At 71.1% G+C, this 20,263-nt stretch carries 18 protein-coding genes and 1 pseudogene; 11 read left to right on the forward strand and 8 right to left on the reverse strand.

From position 1 onward, the window contains the following. Positions 1 to 92: pseudogene (locus AB0O48_RS22235) on the forward strand (phytochelatin synthase); the annotation flags it as partial. Between the two features lie 121 nt (positions 93 to 213). On the opposite strand, the gene recQ reads toward AB0O48_RS22235, so the two are convergent. Together recQ and AB0O48_RS22245 are read right to left on the reverse strand one after the other, a co-directional pair. Beyond that, the gene (recQ, locus tag AB0O48_RS22240; protein ID WP_357571546.1) at positions 214 to 2,055 is read right to left on the reverse strand and encodes a DNA helicase RecQ; all 1,842 of its coding nucleotides are present in this window, start codon (positions 2,053 to 2,055) and stop codon (positions 214 to 216) included. A 79-nt stretch (positions 2,056 to 2,134) separates the two neighbouring features. Continuing rightward, positions 2,135 to 2,479 carry a hypothetical protein gene (locus AB0O48_RS22245; RefSeq protein WP_355033230.1) on the reverse strand — a complete coding sequence of 115 codons (345 nt, stop codon included), beginning with the start codon at positions 2,477 to 2,479 and terminating at the stop codon, positions 2,135 to 2,137. 251 nt (positions 2,480 to 2,730) lie between these two features. On the opposite strand from AB0O48_RS22245, the gene rapZ reads away from it, so the two are divergent. The 8 genes from rapZ to AB0O48_RS22285 all read left to right on the forward strand — a co-directional run bounded on the left by rapZ (position 2,731) and on the right by AB0O48_RS22285 (position 9,924). Beyond that, entirely contained in the window at positions 2,731 to 3,633 is a 903-nt protein-coding gene (gene rapZ, locus AB0O48_RS22250; RefSeq protein ID WP_357571563.1) for an RNase adapter RapZ, read from the forward strand. Next, positions 3,630 to 4,736 (forward strand): 2-phospho-L-lactate transferase CofD family protein, encoded by a 1,107-nt coding sequence (locus AB0O48_RS22255; RefSeq protein ID WP_357571547.1) that lies wholly within the window; start codon positions 3,630 to 3,632, stop codon positions 4,734 to 4,736. Before rapZ ends, AB0O48_RS22255 begins: the two co-directional genes overlap by 4 nt. Positions 4,737 to 4,790: 54 nt before the next feature. Beyond that, complete coding sequence (gene whiA, locus AB0O48_RS22260) at positions 4,791 to 5,771, forward strand: DNA-binding protein WhiA (protein WP_238681773.1); 981 nt, start codon at positions 4,791 to 4,793, stop codon at positions 5,769 to 5,771. Positions 5,772 to 6,036: 265 nt separating this feature from the next. Further along, positions 6,037 to 7,041, forward strand: coding sequence for a type I glyceraldehyde-3-phosphate dehydrogenase (gene gap / locus AB0O48_RS22265; protein WP_357251386.1), 1,005 nt, complete (start codon positions 6,037 to 6,039; stop codon positions 7,039 to 7,041). After that, on the forward strand, positions 7,038 to 8,294 hold the full coding sequence (locus AB0O48_RS22270; RefSeq protein WP_357251389.1) for a phosphoglycerate kinase: 1,257 nt from the start codon (positions 7,038 to 7,040) through the stop codon (positions 8,292 to 8,294). Before gap ends, AB0O48_RS22270 begins: the two co-directional genes overlap by 4 nt. Next, on the forward strand, positions 8,295 to 9,086 hold the full coding sequence (gene tpiA / locus AB0O48_RS22275; protein WP_357251392.1) for a triose-phosphate isomerase: 792 nt from the start codon (positions 8,295 to 8,297) through the stop codon (positions 9,084 to 9,086). 95 nt (positions 9,087 to 9,181) lie between these two features. After that, positions 9,182 to 9,442, forward strand: coding sequence for a preprotein translocase subunit SecG (gene secG, locus AB0O48_RS22280; protein WP_355033235.1), 261 nt, complete (start codon positions 9,182 to 9,184; stop codon positions 9,440 to 9,442). A gap of 140 nt (positions 9,443 to 9,582) precedes the next feature. Next, on the forward strand, positions 9,583 to 9,924 hold the full coding sequence (locus AB0O48_RS22285; protein ID WP_357251395.1) for an RNA polymerase-binding protein RbpA: 342 nt from the start codon (positions 9,583 to 9,585) through the stop codon (positions 9,922 to 9,924). A gap of 10 nt (positions 9,925 to 9,934) precedes the next feature. On the opposite strand, the gene pgl is transcribed toward AB0O48_RS22285, so the two are convergent. The 6 genes from pgl to tkt all read right to left on the reverse strand — a co-directional run bounded on the left by pgl (position 9,935) and on the right by tkt (position 18,428). Next, entirely contained in the window at positions 9,935 to 10,705 is a 771-nt protein-coding gene (pgl, locus tag AB0O48_RS22290) for a 6-phosphogluconolactonase (protein WP_357251398.1), read from the reverse strand. A 137-nt stretch (positions 10,706 to 10,842) separates the two neighbouring features. Beyond that, entirely contained in the window at positions 10,843 to 11,859 is a 1,017-nt protein-coding gene (locus AB0O48_RS22295; protein WP_357251400.1) for a glucose-6-phosphate dehydrogenase assembly protein OpcA, read from the reverse strand. Continuing rightward, a complete protein-coding gene (gene zwf / locus AB0O48_RS22300) occupies positions 11,856 to 13,409 on the reverse strand; it encodes a glucose-6-phosphate dehydrogenase (RefSeq protein WP_357251403.1) in 1,554 nt (517 codons plus the stop codon). The genes AB0O48_RS22295 and zwf overlap by 4 nt, the downstream gene beginning before the upstream one ends. A 2-nt stretch (positions 13,410 to 13,411) precedes the next feature. Continuing rightward, the gene (locus AB0O48_RS22305) at positions 13,412 to 15,061 is read right to left on the reverse strand and encodes a glucose-6-phosphate isomerase (RefSeq protein ID WP_357251405.1); all 1,650 of its coding nucleotides are present in this window, start codon (positions 15,059 to 15,061) and stop codon (positions 13,412 to 13,414) included. Between the two features lie 37 nt (positions 15,062 to 15,098). Further along, positions 15,099 to 16,274, reverse strand: coding sequence for a transaldolase (gene tal, locus AB0O48_RS22310; protein WP_357571548.1), 1,176 nt, complete (start codon positions 16,272 to 16,274; stop codon positions 15,099 to 15,101). Positions 16,275 to 16,289: 15 nt separating this feature from the next. Continuing rightward, a complete protein-coding gene (gene tkt / locus AB0O48_RS22315; protein WP_357251411.1) occupies positions 16,290 to 18,428 on the reverse strand; it encodes a transketolase in 2,139 nt (712 codons plus the stop codon). Between the two features lie 266 nt (positions 18,429 to 18,694). Between tkt and AB0O48_RS22320 the strand changes: the two genes are divergently transcribed. Both AB0O48_RS22320 and AB0O48_RS22325 read left to right on the forward strand, forming a co-directional pair. Beyond that, positions 18,695 to 19,648 carry a heme o synthase gene (locus AB0O48_RS22320; protein ID WP_357251414.1) on the forward strand — a complete coding sequence of 318 codons (954 nt, stop codon included), beginning with the start codon at positions 18,695 to 18,697 and terminating at the stop codon, positions 19,646 to 19,648. A gap of 279 nt (positions 19,649 to 19,927) precedes the next feature. Beyond that, on the forward strand, positions 19,928 to 20,260 hold the full coding sequence (locus AB0O48_RS22325; protein ID WP_357251416.1) for a hypothetical protein: 333 nt from the start codon (positions 19,928 to 19,930) through the stop codon (positions 20,258 to 20,260). Positions 20,261 to 20,263: the final 3 nt, after the last annotated feature.

Consider the following 20,263-nt stretch of genomic DNA (forward strand, 5'->3'; position numbering starts at 1 on the left):
CCGACTCCGCCGACCCGAACACCGCCTCCTACTGGATCACCGTCGAGCACCTCGCCGACTGGATCGCCACCCGCGGCTACGCCACCAGCTGACCCACCCACCAGCAAGGCCGCACCACGGCAACGCCGCACCACCGCAAGGCCGCACCACGGCAAGGCCGCACCAGCCAAGGGCCGGACCCCCACGGGGTTCGGCCCTTCGGCATCGCTGACGTCAGTCGACGGCGAGGACGCCGAGGATCTGTTCGCCGTACTTGGCGAGCTTGTTCTCGCCGACCCCGCTGACGCGGGACAAGTCGGCCAGCGTGCCCGGCGCGTCGCTGGCGATCTGTCGAAGCGTGGCGTCGTGGAAGATCACGTACGCCGGGACGCCCTGCTCCTTGGCGCTGGCCGCCCGCCAGCTCCGGAGTCGCTCGAACAGCGACGCGGCGGCCGGGGTCAGCTCGGCCACCACGGTGGCCGCGCCGCGTGGTTTCGACGAGCGGCTGGAGGCCGGCTTCTCCGGCTCGCGGCGCATCGTGACCGTGCGGCGGCGACCCAGGACGTCGGCGCTCGCCTCGGTCAGGGCGAGCGTGCCGTAGTCGCCCTCCACAGCGAGCAACCCTTCGGCGAGCAGTTGTCGGACCACGCCCCGCCACTCCGCCTCGCTCAGCTCGGAGCCGATGCCGAAGACGGTGAGCGAGTCGTGACCGTGCTGGCTGATCTTGTCGGTCTGTTTGCCGAGCAGGATGTCGATGCAGTGCCCGGCGCCGAAGCGCTGGTTGCGCTCGCGGTCGAGACGGAAGATCGCGGAGAGCAACTTCTGGGCGGCGACCGTGCCGTCCCAGGTCTCCGGTGGGGTGAGGCAGGTGTCGCAGTTGCCGCAGGCTGCCGTGGAGGTCTCGCCGAAGTATTCGAGCAGTTGGACCCGCCGGCAGCGCACCGTCTCGCAGAGGGCGAGCATCGCGTCCAGGTGCGCGGCGAGGTTGCGGCGGTGGGCGAGGTCGCCGTCGGAGGTTTCGATCATCTTGCGTTGCTGGACGACGTCCTGCAGCCCGTACGCCAGCCAGGCCGTGGAGGGCAGGCCGTCCCGCCCGGCGCGGCCGGTCTCCTGGTAGTAGCCCTCGACGGACTTGGGCAGGTCGAGGTGGGCGACGAATCGGACGTCGGGCTTGTCGATGCCCATGCCGAAGGCGATGGTGGCCACCATGACGAGGCCGTCCTCGCGCAGGAAGCGCTGTTGGTTGCGAGCGCGGGTGGCCGCGTCCAACCCGGCGTGGTACGGCAGCGCGGCGATGCCGTTGGTGACGAGGAACTCGGCGGTCTTGTCGACCGAGGCGCGGGACAGGCAGTAGACGATGCCGGCGTCGCCGGGGTGCTCGTCGCGCAGCAGCGTCAGCAGTTGCTTGCGTGGCTCCCGCTTGGGCACGATCCGGTACTGGATGTTGGGCCGGTCGAAGCTCGCCACGAAGTGCCGCGCGTCGTCGAGCTTGAGCCGGGTGGCGATCTCGGTGCGGGTGGCGCTTGTCGCGGTGGCGGTCAGCGCGATCCGCGGCACCTCTGGCCAGCGCTCGTGCAGCATCGACAGCGCGAGGTAGTCGGGGCGGAAGTCGTGGCCCCACTGGGACACGCAGTGCGCCTCGTCGATCGCGAACAGGGAGATGCGCCCCCGGTCGAGCAGGGCGAGGGTGGAGCGGACGCCGAGCGCCTCCGGGGCCAGGTAGAGCAGGTCCAGCTCGCCGGCGACGAAGGCGGCCTCGACCCGGCGTCGGGCGTCCAGGGTCTGGGTCGAGTTGAGGAAGCCGGCGCGGACGCCGACGGCGGTGAGGGCGTCCACCTGGTCCTGCATGAGCGCGATCAGTGGGGACACGACGACCGCGACGCCGTCGCGGACCAGGGCCGGGATCTGGTAGCACAGCGACTTGCCACCACCGGTGGGCATCAACACCAGGGCGTCGCCGCCGGCGACCACATGGTCGATCACCTGCTGCTGGAAACCGCGGAAGGCGTCGTAGCCGAACACCCGGCGCAGCACCGGCAGCGCGCCTTCGGTACGCAGGTCGGTGGGGGAAGCCATCCGCGGAGTCTACGAGCCCACCCCGACAGCACCCGCCCGGCGCTCCCGAGTGGGTGGGCGCGTCGGGCGGGCGGTGCGGTCAGCCGGGCTGGCTGGACCGGTTCGCCAGACCGCGCGGCGGGGCCTTCATCCCGACCACGATGTCGACGATCTCGATGTAGCGGGCCTTGCCGCCCATCCGGAACGCGGTGGCCGCCGCGTTGATCTCCTCGAGGGTGTCGCCCTCGACGATCGTGACCTGGTCGTACTTGCCGTTCACCCCGGTCGTCACGACGTGCGTGAGCTGCTTGGCGAAGCGGCCCAGGTCCCGTGCGTGCTCGGCGGAGACCTCGTGGATGCCCTCCCGGCCGAGCGCGAAGTACTCCGGGCTGATCCGCATGAACAGGAAGCCGATGTATTTGTTCTTGTCCGCAAGGTCGTGCATCGCACCCTCCCAGATGTCGGTCTGACCTGCGACGATCACGAAGAGCTTATTGATGCCTACTGATCGTTATCAAGGCCGACGACTGTCGGGAGCACGACCGCCGACCGTCGGTCGCCGGACGACCCGGGACAGGTGCCGGCCCCCGCTCGGATGGCGGGATAGAGTCGCTGATTGACCAATCGCGGCCGAGGGGGCCGCGGCGCCACAGCTTGGGGGTACGGGTGAGCGAGGCGCGCGCAGCCGGTGACCGGATCGACGATCCGGTTGCCGTGGACGGGCAGCTGGCGGCCGAGTCGGAGACCACACTCGTGGTGGTGACCGGCGTCTCCGGGGGTGGCCGCAGCACTGTCGCCCGGGCGCTGGAGAACGTCGGCTACTACGTGGTCGACAACCTGCCGCAGGCGCTGATGCTGGACATGGCCGAGTTGGCGTTCAAGGCGGGCGGGGCGGCTCGGCGTACCGCGATGGTGCTGGACGTCCGGTCGCGGGCCTTCTCCACGGACCTGGCCGGGGCGATCCGGGAGCTGAAGGAACGCGGCTTCTCGCCCCGGGTGGTCTTCGTCGACGCCGACGACGAGGTGTTGATCCGCCGGTTCGAGAGCGTCCGGCGCTCGCACCCGTTGCAGGGCGACGGGCGGCTGGCGGACGGCATCGCCGTGGAGCGTGGCCTGCTGGAGGAGGCGCGTGACCAGGCCGACGTGATCATCGACACCAGCCACCTCAACGTCAACCAGCTCCGGCGTCGCATCGAGGAGCTGTTCGGCGGCGAGGACGCCCGCCGGCTGCGGGTCACCGTGCTGTCGTTCGGCTTCAAGTACGGCCTGCCGCCGGACGCCGATTTCGTGCTCGACGCCCGTTTCCTGCCGAACCCGTACTGGGTGCCGGAGCTGCGCGAGCACACCGGTCGGGAGGAGGCGGTCAGCGCGTACGTGCTGGGTCAGGAGGGCGCGGAAGCCTTCGTCACCTCGTACGCCGACCTGGTCAACGCCACCACCGCCGGCTTCGAGCGGGAGGGCAAGCGGTACCTGACGGTCGCCGTGGGCTGTACCGGCGGCAAGCACCGCAGCGTGGCAATCGCCGAGGAGTTGGCCAGCCGCCTGCGCCACTCCGGGCTGGCGGCCAACGCCCAGCACCGCGACCTGGGGCGCGAATGACGGCCCGCCGGGTGGTGGCGTTCGGCGGTGGGCACGGGCTCTCCGCGTCCTTGCGGGCGCTGCGCCACTGCGCACCCGAACTCGATCTCGACATCACCGCCGTGGTCACCGTCGGGGACGACGGCGGCTCCAGCGGCCGCCTGCGCGCCGAGCGGGGTGGACTGCCCCCGGGTGACCTGCGTCAGGCGCTGGTGGCGCTGGCCGGCGACCACCCGGCCACCCGACGCAGCGCCGGGTTGTTCCAGCACCGCTTCGCCGCCGTGCCGGCCGGCGTACCCCAACTTGGCGAAGCCGACCCGGACCCGGCGGCGACCGACGGCCGTAGCCCGCGTGACCAGGGCGCCGGTGGCCTCGGCCCGCGTGACCAGAGCACGGGCGGCCAGGGTACGGGCGGCCGGTGCGCGGCGCCCGGCGACGGGCTGGCCGGGCACGCGGTGGGCAACCTGGTGCTCTGCGGTCTCATGGAGCTGCTCGGTGACCCGGTGGCCGCGCTGGAGCACGCAGGCGCGATGCTCGGCGCGGTCGGCCGGGTGTTGCCGATGTCCCGACAGCCGGTCGGCATCGAGGCGCAGGTACGCGGTGTCGACCCGGCCGCCCCCGACGAGGTGCGGACCGTGCGCGGCCAGCACCAGGTGGCGGTCACCACCGGGCGGGTCGAGTCGCTGCGCCTCACGCCCGCCGCCCCGGCAGCCTGTGCCGAGGCCATCGAGGCGATCATGGCGGCGGACTGGTTGATCTTCGGGCCGGGCAGCTGGTACACGAGCGTGCTCCCGCACCTGCTGGTGCCGCAGTTGGCCGACGCGATCGTGTCCACCTCGGCCCGGCGGCTGGTCACGTTGAACCTCGCCGCGGAGAAGGAGACCCTCGGGCTCTCGGTCGCCGACCACCTCGCGGCCCTGCACTGGTACCTGGCCGAGCTCAAGGTGGATCTCGTGCTCGCCGATGCCCTGGCGGTGGGTGACCCCGAACCGGTCGAACGTGCGGCAGAATCGCTGGGTGCCCGCCTGGTCCTCGCCCCCGTCGCCGTCACCGACGGCACTCCCCGCCATGATCCGGCTGCCCTGGGCGCCGCGCTGGTGCCTGTCCTGGGCGCCGATCGTTAGACACGTACGTAATCTCCGGCGACACGCCGGAACCGGTCCGTGAGGGGACGCACAATGGCGATGACGGCCGCGGTCAAGGACGAGCTGAGTCGGGTCGACGTGCCCAAGCCCTGCTGTCGGCGGGCGGAGATGGCCGCACTGCTGCGCTTCGCCGGCGGGCTGCACATCGTCTCCGGCCGCGTGGTGGTGGAGGCGGAACTGGACACGGGGGCGGTGGCCCGGCGGTTACGCCGGGAGGTCGCCGAGGTCTACGGATATCCCAGCGAGATCCACGTGCTGGCGTCCGGTGGACTGCGCAAGGGCAGCCACTTCATCGTGCGGGTGGTCAAGGACGGCGAGGCCCTCGCCCGGCAGACCGGCCTGCTCGACGTGCGGGGCCGCCCGGTGCGCGGGCTGCCCCCGCACGTGGTGGCGGCGAACGTCTGCTGCGCGGTCTCCGCGTGGCGGGGCGCGTTCATGGCCCACGGTTCGCTCACCGAACCCGGCCGCTCCAGCGCTCTGGAGATCACCTGCCCGGGGCCGGAGTCGGCGTTGGCGCTTGTCGGCGCGGCCCGCCGCATCGGCATCACCGCCAAGAACCGCGAGGTGCGCGGCGTGGACCGGGTGGTGGTCAAGGACGGCGACGCGATCGCCGCGCTGCTCACCCGCATCGGCGCGCACTCCAGCGTGCTGGCCTGGGAGGAGCGTCGGGTACGCCGGGAGGTGCGCGCCACCGCCAACCGGCTCGCCAACTTCGACGACGCCAACCTGCGCCGCTCGGCGCGCGCCGCGGTCGCTGCCGCCGCCCGGGTCACCCGCGCGCTGGAGATCCTCGCCGAGGAGGCGCCCAACCACCTGACCGACGCCGGGCGGCTGCGCCTGGAGCACCGGCAGGCGTCCTTGGAGGAGTTGGGCGCGCTGGCTGACCCGCCGCTGACCAAGGACGCCATCGCCGGGCGGATCCGCCGGCTGCTCGCCCTGGCCGACAAGCGCGCCCGGGACCTCGGCATCCCGGATACGGAAGCGGCAGTCACGCCCGACATGCTCGTGGTCTGATAGGACGGTGGGGTCGCACGGTGTGCCCGGGAGCACGACCCGGCGCGGCGTGGTCTCGCACGCTCGGATAGGGTCGCTGCGTACGGCAAGGGGGCCGACACCGGCACTCCTCGCTGTGCCCACCGCCTCGGGCGGTCAGGTCCGCAGACCGCGCGGCGGGGTGGCCGAGATGAACCGTCAGCGGCCGGCTCCAACGGTCGGCGCACACCATTCCCGCCGGCCCGTTGTCTGAAGCCGGTGGACCAGAACGCGAGGAGATGGGACCTTGACCATCCGGGTTGGCATCAACGGCTTTGGCCGAATCGGCCGTAACTTCTTCCGGGCAGTGCTGGCGTCTGACGCCGACATCGAGGTCGTGGCGGTCAACGACCTGACCGACAACGGCACGCTCGCCCACCTGCTCAAGTACGACAGCATCCTCGGCCGCCTGCCCTACGAGGTCAAGGCCACCGCCGACGAGATCACCGTCGGTGGCAAGACCATCAAGGCGTACGCCGAGAAGGACCCGTCGAAGCTGCCGTGGGGCGACCTGAACGTCGACGTCGTCATCGAGTCGACCGGCTTCTTCACCGACGCCACCAAGGCCAAGGCGCACGTCGACGGCGGGGCCAAGAAGGTCATCATCTCCGCCCCGGCGAAGAACGAGGACGTCACCGTCGTCATGGGTGTCAACCACGACACCTACGACCCGGCGAAGCACACCATCATCTCCAACGCTTCGTGCACCACCAACTGCCTCGCCCCGATGGCGAAGGTCCTGCACGACACGTTCGGCATCCAGCACGGTCTGATGACGACGATCCACGCGTACACCCAGGACCAGAACCTCCAGGACGCGCCGCACTCGGACCTGCGTCGGGCCCGGGCCGCAGCGCTGAACATCGTTCCGACCTCGACCGGCGCCGCCAAGGCCATCGGCCTGGTGCTGCCGGACCTCAAGGGCAAGCTCGACGGGTACGCGCTGCGGGTGCCGATCCCGACCGGCTCGGTCACCGACCTCACCGTCAACGTGGGTCGGGAGACCACCGTGGACGAGGTCAACGCCGCGCTGAAGGCCGCCGCGGACGGCCCGCTCAAGGGCATCCTGGTCTACAACGAGGACCCGATCGTCTCCTCCGACATCGTCACCGACCCGGCGTCGTGCATCTTCGACGCGCCGCTGACCAAGGTCGTTGGCAACCAGGTCAAGGTCGTCGGCTGGTACGACAACGAGTGGGGCTACTCCAACCGGCTCGTCGACCTGGTCAAGTTGGTCGGTAGCTCGCTGTGAGCATCCGGACCCTCGACGACCTGCTCGCCGAGGGGGTGGCAGGTCGGCGCGTGCTGGTGCGCGCCGACCTGAACGTCCCGCTCGACAAGCAGTCCGGTGCCATCGACGATCATAACTCCGCCTCCGCGCCGCAAGGCGGCACTCCGGACGGAGTGAGGATCGCTGACGACGGTCGCATCCGCGCGGTGCTGCCGACCCTCGGCGCGCTGGTCGAGGCCGGCGCGAAGGTGGTCGTCTGCTCGCACCTGGGCCGCCCGAAGGGCGCTCCGGACCCGCAGTTCAGCCTTCGCCCGGTCGCCGGGCGCCTCGGTGAGCTGCTCGGCGCGCCGGTGCACTTCGCGACCGACACCGTCGGTGAGTCCGCCCGTTCCACGGTCGCGGACCTGGCCGACGGCCAGGTCGCCCTTCTGGAGAACCTGCGCTTCAACGCGGGCGAGACCAGCAAGGACGAGGCCGAGCGGGGTGCCTTCGCCGACCAGCTCGCCGCGTTCGGCGACGCGTACGTGGACGACGCGTTCGGCGCCGTGCACCGCAAGCACGCGAGTGTCTTCGACGTGCCGGCCCGGTTGCCGCACGTCGCGGGCCGGCTGGTGCTGCGTGAGGTCGAGGTGCTCTCCAGGCTCACCGCCGACCCGGAGCGGCCGTACGTGGTGGTGCTCGGTGGGTCGAAGGTGTCCGACAAGCTCGCCGTGATCGAGGCACTGCTGCCCACGGTCGACCGGCTGCTCATCGGTGGCGGGATGTGCTTCACCTTCCTCAAGGCCCAGGGCCTGGAGGTGGGCACCTCGCTGCTGGAGAAGGACATGGTCGAGACCTGCCGCAACCTGCTGGAGCGGTCCAACGGCAAGATCATGCTGCCGGTCGACGTGGTGGTGGCGGACGCGTTCGCCCCGGATGCCGCGCACGACACGGTCCGGGTCGACGGCATCCCGAGCCACCGGCTCGGTCTGGATGTCGGCCCGGAGACGGTGGCCGGCTTCAGCGCCGCGCTGTCCCCGGCGAAGACGATCTTCTGGAACGGTCCGATGGGCGTGTTCGAGATGCCTGCCTTCGCGGCGGGCACCCGGGGCATCGCCGAGGCGATCACCAAGGCCGACGCGTTCAGCGTCGTCGGTGGCGGTGACTCGGCGGCGGCGGTCCGTGCCCTGGGGCTGGACGAGTCGTCCTTCGGGCACATCTCCACGGGCGGCGGCGCCTCCCTGGAATACCTCGAGGGCAAGACCCTCCCCGGCATCGCGGCCCTGGAGAACTGAATGTCGAGCACCACCCGTCGGCCGTTGATGGCCGGCAACTGGAAGATGAACCTCAACCACCTCGAGGCCAACCTGCTCGTGCAGAAGTTGGCGGCGAGCCTCACCGAGAAGCAGCTCACCGAGGTCGAGACGGTCGTGCTGCCGCCCTTCACCGACCTGCGGACGGTGCAGACCGCGGTGGACGGCGACAAACTGCTGATCGGCTACGGCGGGCAGGACCTCTCCGCACACGCGTCCGGCGCGTACACCGGGGAGATCTCCGGTCCGATGCTGGCCAAGCTCGGCTGCACCTACGTGGTGGTCGGGCACTCGGAGCGGCGGGCCTACCACAACGAGGACGACGCACTCGTCAACGCCAAGGTGAAGGCGGCGCTGACGCACGGCCTGACGCCGATCCTCTGCGTGGGGGAGGGGCTGGACGTCCGCGAGCAGGGCACCCACGTGGCACACTGCGCCGACCAGCTCGACGGGGGCCTCGCCGGGCTCACCGCCGAGCAGGTGCGGCAGGTCGTGATCGCGTACGAGCCGGTCTGGGCGATCGGCACGGGCAAGACCGCGACGCCGGAGGACGCCCAGGAGGTCTGCGGGGCGGTCCGTCAGCGACTGGCGGAGCGCTTCGACCAGGAGACCGCCGACCAGGTGCGGGTCCTCTACGGCGGCTCGGTCAAGGCGTCGAACGTCGCCTCGATCATGGCCCAGCCGGACGTGGACGGGGGCCTGGTGGGGGGCGCCAGCCTGGACGCGGAGGAATTCGCTCAGATCTGCCGCTTCCCGGAGCACATCGCTCGCTGATCGCTCGGTATCCTGGACACCGCCCGTCCGCCGGTCGGTGCCGCCGTGCCCGATCAGACCGGGCGAGGATCGCTACGAGAGGACTGACCCCAGCCATGCCGATCTGGTTCGCATACACGTTGATCGTGTTGCTGATCATCACGAGCATTCTGCTCACCATGCTTATCCTGCTGCACCGCGGCAAGGGCGGCGGTCTGTCGAGCATGTTCGGCGGTGGCGTCAGCTCCAGCCTCGCCGGCTCCTCCGTGGCAGAGAAAAACCTGGACCGTTACACCGTTCTGGTGAGCGTCGTCTGGTTCGCCGCCATCGTCGGGCTCGGGCTCTGGCTCCGCCTCCAGATGAACAGCGGCACCTGAGCACGCTCGTTCAGTCGTACAATCTGCGCGCGGTCCGTCACTCGACGGGCCGCGCGCAGGCTTTTCTCCGCTGCACCGCGTCGCCCGCCGTCCACCCCTGTTTGATGGCGGGTCCCCTCCGACGACAGGAGCGAGCAGCCGTGCCCAGTGGCAACGTCATCCGCGGCGCCCGAGTCGGTTCCGCGCCCATGCGCCCCGACGAGCGACACGCACCCGCCCCCCGACAGGACGTCACCTACTGGTGCCGCAACGACCACCGGATCGACATCCGGATCGCCGCGGACGCCGAGGCGCCTCCCCGGTGGGACTGCCCCCGGTGCGGCCTGCCCGCCGGCCGGGACGCCCAGAACCCGCCCGGCCGGACCCGCGCCGAACCGTACAAGAGCCACCTGGCGTACGTGAAGGAGCGGCGCACCGCCGAGGAGGGGGAGGCCCTGCTGAACGAGGCGCTGGCGGCGTTACGTCGCCGCCGGGGCGAGTAGGCGGCTCCGACTAGCGCAGGCTGCGCAGTCGTGCCGGTACGTCGGCTGCCGCTGCCCGGTCCAACAACCAGCGGGTGCGGCCCACCCCGTGCACCCCGGCGGCCGGCAACTGCACCGGCCCGGCACCGGCCAACGCCATGCCCACCGCGCGAGCCTTGTCGGCGCCGGCGGCCACCAGCCAGACCTCCTCGGCGGTGTTGATCGCCGACAGGGTGAGCGTTGTCCGCGTCGGCGGCGGCTTGGGGCTGCCCCGCACCGCGCTGACCGGCCGGGTCTCGTAGCCCACCGGGTGCTCGGGGAAGACCGAGGCGACATGCCCGTCCTCGCCGACGCCCAGCATCAGCACGTCGAAGTGCGGCAGCGTGGCGTGCCCGGGCCGGGCGGCGTGCGCCAACTCCTCCGCGTACCCGGCAGCAGCCGCCTCGGGGTCGTTGCCGGCCGGGCCGTCCGAGGCTGGCATCGGGTGCACCCGGGCCGGGTTCAGCGGCACCACGCCCAGCAGGGCGGCTCGGGCCTGGGTCTCGTTGCGGTCCGGATCACCGGAGGGCAGGAACCGCTCGTCGCCCCACCACACGTCGACCCGGGACCAGTCCACCGCGTCGCGGGCGGGCAGCGTCGCCACCGCCCGGTACACGGCCGCGGCGACCCGGCCGCCGGTGAGCACCACCGAGGCCTCGCCCCGGTCGGCCTGGGCGTCGAGCAGCTTCACCAGCAACCGGGCCGCCACGGCCTGCGCCAGCAGGTCGGCGTCGGCGTGGACGGCGACACTCGCCTCACTCATGGAATGCGCCTTCGTTTCCCGACCGCGCGGCGGTCGCTGTCGCGTCGTGCCCGGACCGGTTCGCCCGAGATGGTGTGCTCCGGGGCAGGGACCGGTCTACACCGGCCCCTGCCCCGACGTCGTGCCCCGGCAGGGCCTCAGCTCTCGCCGCTGGTGCCGGAGTGCGCGGTGACCCCGGCCTCGGCGCGCCGCGCGGTGGCCGGATCCTTCCACACGTGCACCCGCTGCGCGGGGCGCTGCTCCAAGCCACGCAGCCCGACCGTCGCGCCCAGCGCCTCCGCGTACACCTGGTCGGCGTCCAGACGCCGCAGCTCCTCCGCCAACTCGTCACCGAGCGGACGGCGGACCAGCGGCAGGGCCCGGTCGTCCTGGCCGGTACGCCGGAACACCGCCATGCTGTCCTCGCGGGTCAACGACAGCTGATCGCCGTTGGCGCAGCTCAACCGCACCTCCCGCATCCGGGGAAACTCGTCGGAGTCCACCCGGTGCGGCGTGATGCCGAGCCGGCTGGACAGCCAACCGACCATCAGCGCGGCCGTCGGGTCGGTGGGCGGCGCGACCACCGTCGCCTCGACGACCCGCTCGCTCGCGGTGTCGAACGCCCCGGCGACCAGGGTCCGCCACGGGGTGATCCGGGTCCACGCCAGGTCCGTGTCGCCCGGGGCGTAGTCCCGGGCACGCTGCCGCAGCGCCTCCACCGGGTCGGCGGCCTGCGCCGAGTCGGTGATCCTGCGGTCGGCGACCACCCCGAGGAAGTCGGTGGCGATCTCCGCCGGCGGCTCGCCGTGCCACCAGGTGACCACCGGCACGTCCGGGACCAGCAGCGGCATGACCACCGACTCGGCGTGCAGGGCCAACCGGCCGTACATCCGGGTGACCACGGCCTCGCACGGGCCGAGCCGGCCACCGACCACGATCTCCGCGTCCAACCGGTTGCGGTCCCGCTCGATCTCGGAGCGAACCACCACCACGAGCCGGCACGGGTGGGCGGCGGCGGCGATCGTCGCCGCCGCCTCCGCCTCGCGGACCCGCTTCTCGTCCACCACCACGATGAGAGTGAGCGCCATGCCACTGGCCACGCCACCGGCGCTGCGCCGCTCGGCGGCGAGCGCCTTGACCACCTCGTTGCCGGTGGTGTCCCAGAGCCCGATCATGCTCTTCTCCAAGCGCGGCCCTCGCGGGCCAGCATCTCGTCGGAGGCGCGCGGCCCCCACTCGCCGGCCCGGTACGGCTCCGGCTTGGTGCCCACCCAGGCGTGCTCCAGTGGGTCGATCACCTGCCAGCTCTGCTCGACCTCGGCCGCGTCCGGGAACAGGGTGCGGTCGCCGATCAGCACGTCCAGCACCAGCCGCTCGTACGCCTCGGGGCTGGACTCGGTGAACGCCTCGCCGTACTGGAAGTCCATCGCGATGTCGCGGACCTCCATCGTGGTGCCCGGGACCTTCGAACCGAACTTGAGCACCACACCCTCGTCCGGCTGCACCCGGATGACCAACTGGTTGTTGCCCAGCGACTCCATGTCGGCGTCGTTGAACGGCAGGTGCGGCGCCTTCTTGAACATGATGGCGACCTCGGTGACCCGCCGGGGCAGCCGCTTGCCGGCCCGGATGTAGAACGGCACCTCCGCCCACCGGCGGTTCTGGATGCCCAGCCGCACCGCCACGTACGTCTCCGTGGTGGAGTCGGTGGGGACGTCCCGCTCCTCCAGGTAACCGACCGCGCGCTCGCCTCCCACCCACCCGGGCAGGTACTGGCCGCGCACGGTGTCCCGAGCCACGTCCTTGGGCAGGGTGATCGCCTTGAGCACCTTCAGCTTCTCGGCCCGGATCTCGTCGGCGTCGAAACTGGTCGGCTCCTCCATCGCCACCAGGGCGAGAAGTTGCAGGAGGTGGTTCTGGAGCACGTCCCGGGCGGTGCCGACCGTGTCGTAGAAACCGGCGCGGGTGCCGATGCCCACATCCTCGGCCATGGTGATCTGCACCGAGTCGACGTACTTGGAGTTCCACAGCGGCTCGAACAGGTTGTTGGCGAACCGCAGAGCGAGGATGTTCTGAACGGTTTCCTTGCCCAGGTAGTGGTCGATCCGGAAGACGTCCTCCCGGGTGAACACGTCGTCGACGAGGTCGTTGAGGGCCTTCGCCGAGGGCAGGTCGTTGCCGAACGGCTTCTCCACGACGACCCGACGCCAACCGCCGGACTTCTCGTTGTCGGCCATCCCGGTGCGGGCCAGTTGCTTGAGCACGACGGGGAACGCGGCCGGGGGGATGGAGAAGTAGAACGCCGCGTTGCCGGTGATGCCGTGGGTCTGGCGCAGGTCGTCGAGCGTCGAGGCGAGCTGGTCGAAGGCGTCGTCGTCGTCGAACGACCCGCCGACGAACTTGATGTTGCCGGCCAGCCGTGCCCACACCTCGTCCCGCCAGGGGGTACGAGCGTGCTTGCGGGCGGCCTCGCACGCGAGGGTCTCGAAGTCGCCGTCACCCCAGTCGCGGCGCGCGAAGCCGAGCACCACGAAACCGGGCGGCAGCAGCCCCCGGTTGGCCAGGTCGTAGACGGCAGGGAGCAGCTTCTTGCGAGCCAGGTCGCCGGTCACCCCGAAGATCACCAGAGCGCACGGCTCCGGAATCCGGGGCAACCGGCGGTCCTGCGGGTCGCGTAGCGGGTTCACCGAACCGCCTCCTCGCTCCGCTTCAGTCACGTCGTCCATCCTCACGCCGGCAGATCACCGGCGGCGTCGAGCAGTTGGGCGACACCGGCGGCACGGTCGGTCAGATGCAGCCGCAGCACCGGGCGTTCCCGACCGGCGAGCGCCTGCCGGTCCCCGGCGGCCTGCGCCGCCTGCAACTCACCGAAGGTGTACGGCTTGCCCGGCACCGCCAGGTCCTCGGCGACCGCGCCGGTCACCTGGAGGTAGCTGCCCACCTGCGGGCCGCCCTTGTGGTACTGGCCCGTGGAGTGCAGGAACCGCGGACCCCAGCCGAACGTGACCGGCCGACCGCCCGCCTGCGCCAGCAGCGGCCGCAGCCGGGCCGTGTCGGCGTCGGCGAACCGGTCGAGGTACGCCATCACCGCGAGGTAGCCGTCGTCGCCCAGCCCGTCGAGCAGCCAGCGCAGCACCCCGGCCAGGTCCCCGGGAGCACCCTGCGGGGCGTACACCTCGATCGCGCCCTCGGTGAACGACGGCGACTCCGCCGGCAGGCCCGAGGCCAGGATCTTGTTGGTGTTCTCCTTGGACTCGGTGACGTTCGGCTGGTTGAACGGGTCGATGCCGAGCACCACGCCGGCCACCGCGGTCGCGTACTCCCAGGCCAGGAACTGCGCGCCCAGCGGGCCGTTGACGGCCACGTCCGGGGTGGCGCCGCCACCCGGCACGTCACCGGGGGCCAGCGAGCCGCCGTAGCTGACCGTCAGCACGTCCGCACCGGTGGCGCCGGGGCTCTGCGGCGACTCCACGACCACCGGGAGGATGCCCACCCCGGCCTTGCCCGTCGACTCGGCGATCAGCTGCTCGGCCCAGTCACCGAGACCGTCGATGCCGGTGCCGTCGGAGACCAGGGCGACCTTGTCCCGGGCCAGCGTGGCCGCGGCACCCAGGGCGGCGCCCAGCGCCAACGCCGGATTGTCCCGGTCCGCGCCGAGCGACGCGGCCAGCGCGTCGGCCTGGTCGAGGAGTTCCGCGACCTCGACCCCGGCCAGCGCCGAGGGCACCAGGCCGAACGCGGTGAGCGCCGAGTACCGGCCGCCCACGTTCGGGTCGGCGAGCACCGTGAACGCGCCCATCTCGGTCGCGGTGGTCTCCAGCGGCGAACCCGGGTCGGTGACGATGACGAAGTGCCGGCCGGCCTCTGCCTCGGTCATCCCGGCGTCGAGGAACGCCTGCCAGTAGACGCGACGGTGGCTGTCGGTCTCCACCGTCGACCCGGACTTGCTGGCCACCACCACGACGGTGCGTTCCAGCCGGTCACCGAGCGCCGCCCGGACCTGGCCCGGGTCGGTGGTGTCCAGCACGGTCAGCGGCCGGCCCAGCGTCCGGGTGATCACCTCGGGGGCCAACGACGAGCCGCCCATGCCGGCGAGCACCACGTGGTCCAGGTCGGCCAGCTCGGCTTTCAGCTCGGCGAGCTGCACCAGCAACTCGCGGCTGCGCTGGTGGGTGTCGACCCAGCCGAGCCGGACCTTCGCCTCGGCCTCGGCGTCCGGACCCCACAGGCTCGCGTCCTTGCCGGCCAGCTTGCCCGGGACGCCGGCCTTGACCAGCGCGTCCCGGGTCGAGGCGGGCGCGGACTTGTCGACCGCGTCCGCGCCGTACACGGCGAGGCCGGCAGCGGCCTCCACCGGTCCTGCGAGTAGGTCGCTCATGCCGTCACCTCCGCGCTGAACTTGCTGATTCGCGCGCTCATGCGCCACCGGTCTTCTCGGCGCTCTTGGCGTTGCCCTTGGCGGCCTTGTTCGGCGCACCCGTGCCCTTGGCCGCCGCCTCCAGCGACTTGCGGACGCCGTCGAGCAGCTCCTGCCAGCTGGCCTCGAACTTCTCCACGCCCTCGCGCTCCAGGGTGGCGATCACGTCGTCCATGTCCACCCCGACCGACTCCAGGTCCGCGAAGACCTTGCGGGCCGCGTCGTAGGAGCTGGTGATCGTGTCGCCGCGGGTCTCGCCATGGTCGGCGTACGCGTGGATGACCGATTCCGGCATGGTGTTGACCGTACCGGGGGCGATCAGCTCCTCGACGTAGATGACGTCGCGGTAGTCCGGATTCTTCGTCGAGGTGGACGCCCACAGCGGCCGCTGCGGGTGCGCGCCGGCGGCGGCGAGCGCCTTCCACCGGTCGGAGGAGAACACCTCGGTGTAGCGCTCGTACGCCAGCTGGGCGTTGGCGACGGCGGCCTTGCCCTTGAGGGACTTCGCCTGGTCGGAGCCGACCTTCTCGAGCCTCTTGTCGATCTCGGAGTCGACCCGCGAGACGAAGAACGATGCCACCGAGCCGATCTTCGACAGGTCGTGGCCGTTGGCCTTGGCCTGCTCCAGGCCGGTGAGGAACGCCTCCATGACCGCCGAGTAGCGGTCCAGGCCGAAGATCAGCGTCACGTTGACGCTGATGCCCTCGGCGAGGGTGTCGGTGATCGCCGACAGGCCCTCCTCGGTGGCCGGGATCTTGATGTAGAGGTTGGGGCGGTCGACCAGCCACCACAGGGCCTTGGCCTCGGCCACCGTCTTGTCCGCGTCGTGCGCGCTGCGCGGGTCCACCTCGATGGAGACCCGGCCGTCGACGCCCTCGCTGCCGTCGTACGACGGGCGCATCACGTCGCAGGCCCACCGCACGTCGTACGTGGTGAGCATGCGTACGGCCTCTTCCACGTCCACGTCACGGGTGGCGAGGTCGCGAAGCTGCCAGTTGTACTCGTCGGCGTCGCTCAGGGCCTTTGCGAAGATCGTCGGGTTGGTGGTGACACCGGCCACGTGCTTCTCACGGCGCAGCTCGTCCAGCCCGCCGGAGCTCAGTCGCACCCGGGAAAGATCGTCGAGCCAGACCGCCACACCCGCGGCGGTGAGCTCATTCAACTTGTCCGTCATGCCGTCCACGCTCCCTCAGTTGCCGGTCGTGAAACCGGTGATGTCGCCCACCCGGGCCAGCGAGGCGTGTGCCGCCGCCACGATCCGGTCGCCGGTGAACCCGAACTGCTCGAAGAGCACGGTGTGCGGGGCGCTCGCCCCGTAGTGCTCCAGGCTCACGCTCTCGCCCAGATCACCGACGATGCCGCGCCAGGACATCGCGATGCCCGCCTCCACGCTCACCCGTGCCTTTACCCCACGGGGGAGCACCGACTCCCGGTACGCCTCATCCTGCTCGTAGAACCACTCCTGGCAGGGCATCGAGACGACCCGGGTCGGGGTGCCGTCGGCCTCCAGCCGCTCCCGGGCGGTCAGGCAGAGCTGCACCTCGGAACCGGTGCCGATGATGATCACCTGCGGCTTGCCGTTGGACGCCTCGGCCAGCACGTAACCGCCCTTGGCCACCCCCTCCGCGCTGCCCAGGACGTCGCGGTCCAGGGTCGGCAGCGGCTGGCGGCTCAGCGCCAGCGCGGTGGGCCGGTCGGTGTGCTCCAGCGCCTGCCGCCAGGCCCAGGCCGTCTCGTTGGCGTCCGCCGGACGGACCACGTCCAGCCCCGGGATGGCGCGCAGCGCGGTCAGGTGCTCCACCGGCTGGTGGGTCGGGCCGTCCTCGCCCAGGCCGATCGAGTCGTGCGTCCACACGTAGGTGACCGGCAGCTTCATCAGCGCGGCCAGCCGCACCGACGGGCGCATGTAGTCGCTGAACACCAGGAACGTGCCGCCGTACGGGCGGGTGCCGCCGTGCAGGGCGATGCCGTTGAGGACCGCGCCCATGGCGTGCTCACGGATGCCGAAGTGCAGCGTGCGCCCGTACTCGTGACCGGGGAAGTCCTTGGTGGCGTGCGCGGCCGGGATGAACGACGGCTCGCCCTTCATCGTGGTGTTGTTGCTCTCGGCCAGGTCGGCCGAGCCACCCCACAGCTCCGGGAGCACCGGCGCGAGGGCCTCCAGCACCTTGCCCGAGGCGGCGCGGGTGGCGACGCCCTTGGCGTCCGCCGGGAAGACCGGCAGCGCGTCGGTCCAGCCGTCGGGGAGTACGCGACCAGCCATCCGCTCGTAGAGCGCGGTGCGCTCCGGGTTGGCCTTCTTCCAGGCGTCGAACGCGCCGGTCCACTCCTGCTCGGCGTCGGAGCCGCGGCCCATCACCGTGCGGGCGTGGGCGAGCACCTCCTCGTCCACCTGGAAGGTCTGCTCCGGGTCGAAGTCGAGGATCCGCTTGGTGGCCTTCACCTCGTCGGCGCCGAGCGCCGAGCCGTGGATCTTGCCAGTGTTCTGCTTGTTGGGCGCGGGCCAGCCGATGATGGTGCGCAGCGCGATGAAGGACGGGCGGCCGGACTCGGCACGGGCGGCCACCAGCGCGGCGTACAGCGCCTCGGCGTCCTCGTGGTAGTCACCCTGGTCGGCGTCGCCGCTGCGCCAGTCGACGGTCTGGACGTGCCAGCCGTACGCCTCGTAACGCGCGGCCACGTCCTCGCTCTTGGCGATCCGGGTGTCGTCCTCGATGGAGATCTCGTTGTCGTCGTAGATCACCGTGAGGTTGCCCAGCTGCTGGTGCCCGGCGAGGGCGCTGGCCTCGTGGCTGATGCCCTCCTCGATGTCGCCGTCGGAGACGATGCACCAGATGTTGTGGTCGAAGACCGACGCGCCGGGCTCGGACTCGGGGTCGAACAGGCCGCGCTCGCGGCGGGCCGCCATGGCCATGCCGACCGCGTTGCCCAGGCCCTGCCCGAGCGGGCCGGTGGTGGTCTCCACGCCCGGGGTGTGCCCGTGCTCGGGGTGACCCGGCGTGAGCGAGCCCCACTGCCGCAGCGACTTGAGGTCGTCCAGGCTCAGCGGGTAACCGGACAGGAACAGCTGGATGTAGAGCGTCAGGCTGGAGTGCCCGGCGGAGAGGACGAACCGGTCCCGGCCGGGCCAGTTCGGGTCGGCCGGGTTGTGCCGCATGACGCGGTTGAAGAGGAGGTACGCCGCGGGCGCGAGGCTCATCGCGGTGCCCGGGTGGCCGTTGCCGGATTTCTCTACGGCGTCCATAGCTAGCACGCGGACGGTGTCGACGGCCCGGCGATCGAGGTCGGACCAGTTCAGTGCGGAGTGCTCGGGTCGTTTGGCAGCCACGATGGTTGTGCTCCTCGGCAGATGGGCGGAACCCTCACCGATGACCTTATCGAGCGTCCCTAAACGCGCGCCCGGGGATCTCGCATGGTGTGCGCGAGGTGACGTTCCGGGATGCTTGGTTCAACCCGGTGGTGTGACGGCCCGCACCGTTGTCGGGTCGGCCGGGCAGCCAAAACGACAACGCGTAGTGTGTGGGTCGGTGTGCGGGCCCGTGCGGTCCCGACCGATCCGATCTCCCCGTGCCCGATGCCGGAAGGTGGCAATCCGTGAGCATGATCACCGAGCGCCCCGCGAGCAATCCGGCCGGGCAGCACCCGGCACGGGCTGCCGAGGGTCCGGTGGCCCGGCGGGACGTACGCGCGATGGTGTCGGCGTACGTGGCGCTCACCAAGCCGCGGATCGTCGAACTCCTGCTGGTCACCACCGTCCCGGCGATGATGCTCGCCGACGGCGGGCTCCCGTCGCTGTGGCTGATGGCCGTCGTGCTGATCGGTGGCTCGCTCGCCGCGGGCGCGGCAAGCGTGCTCAACTGCTACATCGACCGGGACATCGACCAGTTGATGCGGCGTACCAAGCGGCGGCCGCTGCCGGCGCACACCGTGTCACCGCGTAACGCGCTGGTCTTCGGTCTGGTCCTGGCGGCGGTGTCGATCGCCCTGATGGCGGCGTTCACCAACCTGCTCGCCGCCGGGCTGACGCTCGCCGCGATCGTCTACTACGACGTCATCTACACGTTGTGGCTCAAGCGCTCCACCCCGACGAACACCTTCTGGGGCGGCGCCTGTGGGGCGGCCCCGGTGCTGATCGGGTGGGCGGCGGTGACCGGCTCGCTGGCGCCGGCCGCGTGGGGGCTCTTCGCGGTGGTCTTCTTCTGGCAGATGCCGCACTTCTACCCGCTCGCCATGAAGTACAAGGACGACTACGCCCGCGCCGGGATCCCGATGCTGCCGGTGGTGGCCTCGGTCCGCCGGGTGAACGCCGAGATCCTGATCTTCGCCTGGCTCACCGTGCTCACCTCCCTGGCCGTCTGGCCGCTGGGGCTCAGCGCGATCTACGGGGTGCCGACTTTGGTGGTGGGGGCCATCTTCGTGCTCGAGGCGCACCGACTCTGCCGGCGCGCGACTCGCGGCGAGGCGGTCAAGCCGATGCGGCTGTTCCACTGGTCCACGACGTACCTGACGATCGTGTTCCTCGCCGTCGCGCTCGACGCGCTGATCTGACCCGTCCTCGCCGGCAGCGCCTGGCGACGCGCTCCTGACTAATCATGGCCATGGATGAGTTGTCCGGGTTTAACGTCACATCAGAGTAACTTTCAGCATGAGTCGGATCGACTCAACTGTGTCGGCCGGACGGCGATTTGGCCGCTATCTTTGTGAGCATAAGTCCGGATATAACCGGGCAGGTGACGCGTGGTCGTCGTTAAACCTCTAGGTAATTGGCATCACAAAAGGTTCATGGTTCTCGCCCGAGCGGGTGCGAGTCTGCTTAGGCTTCGCGTCATGGCAGATGGTTCCGATACGACGCTGACGGCCGAGCAGACCGCCGAGCAGGCACCCCAGGGCCTGGTCGCGAGCCTTCAGGCATTCGCCGCCGGCCACGGCGGCGCGAAGGCGGTCATCGAGTACGTCGGCAAGCGTGGCGCGCGAATCGTGCTGGTGGGTTCCGACGGCGAGTGGGGCGACCAGTTCGCCGACGACACCGTCACCGCACGGGAGGCGTGCGCCAAGGCGGGAGTCACCGTCGAGAACGCCTGGGAGCGTGAACTGATGGACCAGATGCGCCCCAGCAACGACCTCTGGCGGTCGATGGCCCGCCGCACCATGGCCCGCTGAACA

This window comes from Micromonospora sp. NPDC085948, assembly GCF_040686315.1.
Taxonomy (GTDB): Bacteria; Actinomycetota; Actinomycetes; order Mycobacteriales; family Micromonosporaceae; genus Micromonospora.

What these genes read in the sequence shown, in the direction of transcription:
- recQ (WP_357571546.1), bottom strand. Translation starts at nt 2,055, where the DNA reads ATGGCTTCCCCCACCGACCTGCGTACCGAAGGCGCGCTGCCGGTGCTG.
- AB0O48_RS22245 (WP_355033230.1), bottom strand. Translation starts at nt 2,479, where the DNA reads ATGCACGACCTTGCGGACAAGAACAAATACATCGGCTTCCTGTTCATG.
- AB0O48_RS22255 (WP_357571547.1), top strand. Translation starts at nt 3,630, where the DNA reads ATGACGGCCCGCCGGGTGGTGGCGTTCGGCGGTGGGCACGGGCTCTCC.
- whiA (WP_238681773.1), top strand. Translation starts at nt 4,791, where the DNA reads ATGGCGATGACGGCCGCGGTCAAGGACGAGCTGAGTCGGGTCGACGTG.
- tpiA (WP_357251392.1), top strand. Translation starts at nt 8,295, where the DNA reads ATGTCGAGCACCACCCGTCGGCCGTTGATGGCCGGCAACTGGAAGATG.
- secG (WP_355033235.1), top strand. Translation starts at nt 9,182, where the DNA reads ATGCCGATCTGGTTCGCATACACGTTGATCGTGTTGCTGATCATCACG.
- pgl (WP_357251398.1), bottom strand. Translation starts at nt 10,705, where the DNA reads ATGAGTGAGGCGAGTGTCGCCGTCCACGCCGACGCCGACCTGCTGGCG.
- AB0O48_RS22295 (WP_357251400.1), bottom strand. Translation starts at nt 11,859, where the DNA reads ATGATCGGGCTCTGGGACACCACCGGCAACGAGGTGGTCAAGGCGCTC.
- zwf (WP_357251403.1), bottom strand. Translation starts at nt 13,409, where the DNA reads ATGGACGACGTGACTGAAGCGGAGCGAGGAGGCGGTTCGGTGAACCCG.
- AB0O48_RS22305 (WP_357251405.1), bottom strand. Translation starts at nt 15,061, where the DNA reads ATGAGCGACCTACTCGCAGGACCGGTGGAGGCCGCTGCCGGCCTCGCC.
- tal (WP_357571548.1), bottom strand. Translation starts at nt 16,274, where the DNA reads ATGACGGACAAGTTGAATGAGCTCACCGCCGCGGGTGTGGCGGTCTGG.
- AB0O48_RS22325 (WP_357251416.1), top strand. Translation starts at nt 19,928, where the DNA reads ATGGCAGATGGTTCCGATACGACGCTGACGGCCGAGCAGACCGCCGAG.